Below are 2,148 nucleotides of genomic sequence, written 5' to 3' on the forward strand. Positions count from 1 at the left end.
GAAGCGCTGGATGCCGGCCGGCCGGTCGAGCGGCTGTGCCTGCCGGTGGCGGATGGCCGGGTTGCGGAAGCGGGCCAGGATCGCCTCGATGTAGGCCTGCGGATCGAAGCCCTGCGGCAGCCGCAGCGAGGGCACGATGTCCTCGCCCATCAGCCGGGCGACGAAGCCGGCCAGCACCGGTTCGCGCATGGCCTGTGCCACCGTCTCGATCTCCATCAGCGAGCCCAGGTAGGCCAGGGCCGAGTGCGGCGCGTTGAGCAGGCGCAGCTTGGCCCTGTCGTAGCCGGCGATGTCGTTGCTGGGAACCACGCCAACGCGTTCCAGCGGCGGCCGGCCGCTGCGGAAGTCGTCTTCCACCACCCACTGCGTGTACGGCTCGCGCTGGATCGGCCAGGCGTCCTGCACGCCGAGCTGGGCCGAGACCTGCGCGCGCAGGGCGTCGTCGGTGGCCGGGGTGATGCTGTCGACCATCGAGCGCGGGAACGCGACTTCGGTTTCGATCCAGTCGGCCAGCCCGGCATCGAACTGGCGCGCGTACTGCAGCACCGCACGGCGCAGGCGGCCGCCGTTGTCGGCGAGGTTGTCGCAGCTGAGCACCGTGTACGGCTCCAGCCCGCGCTCGCGGCGCTGGCGCAGGCCGGCGACCAGCCAGCCGATCGCGCTGAGCGGGAACTCCGGGGTGGCCAGGTCGCGGACGATGTCCGGGTGCTGCAGGTCCACGCCGTCGGGCGACAGGCAGTAACCCTTCTCGGTGATGGTCAGGGTGACCAGGCGCACGTCGCGGTCGGCCAGCCGCGCCAGCACCGCGGCGTGTTCGTCGCGCGCGCACAGCACTTCCCGGATCGAGCCGATGACGCGCAGCTTCGGCGTGCCGTCGGCCTGCGTCTGGCCGAGCAGGGCCAGCGTGTACAGGCCGTCCTGCGGACGCAGCGCGTCGCGCACTCCGGCGCTGTGCAGCGACACCGCGCTGATCGCCCAGTTCGGGTCGGACGCGAGCACGTCGTCGAAGTACACGGCCTGGTGCGCGCGGTGGAACGCGCCGGGGCCGAAGTGGACCACGCCGATGCGCGTGCTGGCGCGGTCGTAGGCGGGCAGCTGCACCTGCGACGGCAGGCGGGCCATGATGGCATCGGAGAGGCGGGACGGAACGGAAGTCTGGGTCATCGGGAATTCGTATCGCTGTCGCTGGCGCGGGTCCGGCGCGGTTGCGGGCGGCCTGCGCCTGGGGAAAGGGAGGTCCGGCGAAGCCGGCGACCTGGGAGAGTCACCGCCGGCTCCGCCTCGCCTCGACCGGTCGTCCCCCGGGGAGAGGGACGACCGGTACAACCGGCTTACTTCTTCGCGCCGACGGTGAGCGGCGTGCGCGCACGGATGTCGGCGCTCGACGCACCGACCTGCACTTCGTAGCGGCCCGGATCGACCACGTAGGCGCCGGCCTTCTCGTCCCAGGTGCGCAGGTCCTTCTCCGGCACCAGGCTGAACTCGAGCGTGCGTTCCTCGCCCGGCTGCAGGTTCACGCGCTGGAATCCGCGCAGCTCCTTGCCGGCGCGGTCGCGCCTGGCATCGAGCGGATGCAGGTACAGCTGCACGACCTCGTCGCCGGCGCGCTTGCCGGTGTTCTTCACCTTCACCGAGACCTTGACCGGATCCTTGGCGCCGGCGCTGGTGCGGTCGAGCTTCAGGCCCGAATAGCCGAACTGCGTGTACGACAGGCCGTGGCCGAACGGATACAGCGGCTGGCCGTCGTAGTAACGGTAGGTGCGGCCCTGCATCGAGTAGTCGTCGAACGCGGGCAGCGTGGCGTCGGCGCTGTAGAAGGTCACCGGCAGGCGACCGGCCGGGTTGGCGTCGCCGAGCAGGACGTCGGCCACCGCGCTGCCACCGCGCTGGCCCGGATACCAGGCCATCACGATCGCCGGCAGGTTCTGCTTGGCCCAGTCCACCGCCAGCGACGAACCGGCGGTCAACACCAGCACCACCGGCTTGCCGGTCGCGTGCAGGGCTTCGAGCAGCTTGCGCTGGGTCGCCGGCAGGCGCGTGTCGGTGCGGTCGCCGCCGGCGAAGCCCGGGTAGTTGACCTTCATCTCCTCGCCTTCGACGTCGCCGGTCAGGCCGCCGACGAACACCACCGCATCGGCGCCGCGCGCC

2 protein-coding genes are annotated in these 2,148 nt (G+C 71.6%); both read right to left on the reverse strand.

Translation table 11 applies throughout. The features are described 5' to 3' along the window. Window positions 1-1,164, reverse strand: a 1,164-nt coding sequence (locus J7528_RS23310) for a mannitol dehydrogenase family protein (protein ID WP_363270461.1), incomplete at its 3' end; no start/stop codon positions are given. A gap of 167 nt (window positions 1,165-1,331) precedes the next feature. After that, window positions 1,332-2,148, reverse strand: an 817-nt coding sequence (locus J7528_RS23315) for a glycoside hydrolase family 3 C-terminal domain-containing protein (protein WP_291879626.1), incomplete at its 5' end; no start/stop codon positions are given.

This window comes from Caulobacter sp., from assembly GCF_017744445.1.
Classification (GTDB): Bacteria; Pseudomonadota; Alphaproteobacteria; order Caulobacterales; family Caulobacteraceae; genus Caulobacter.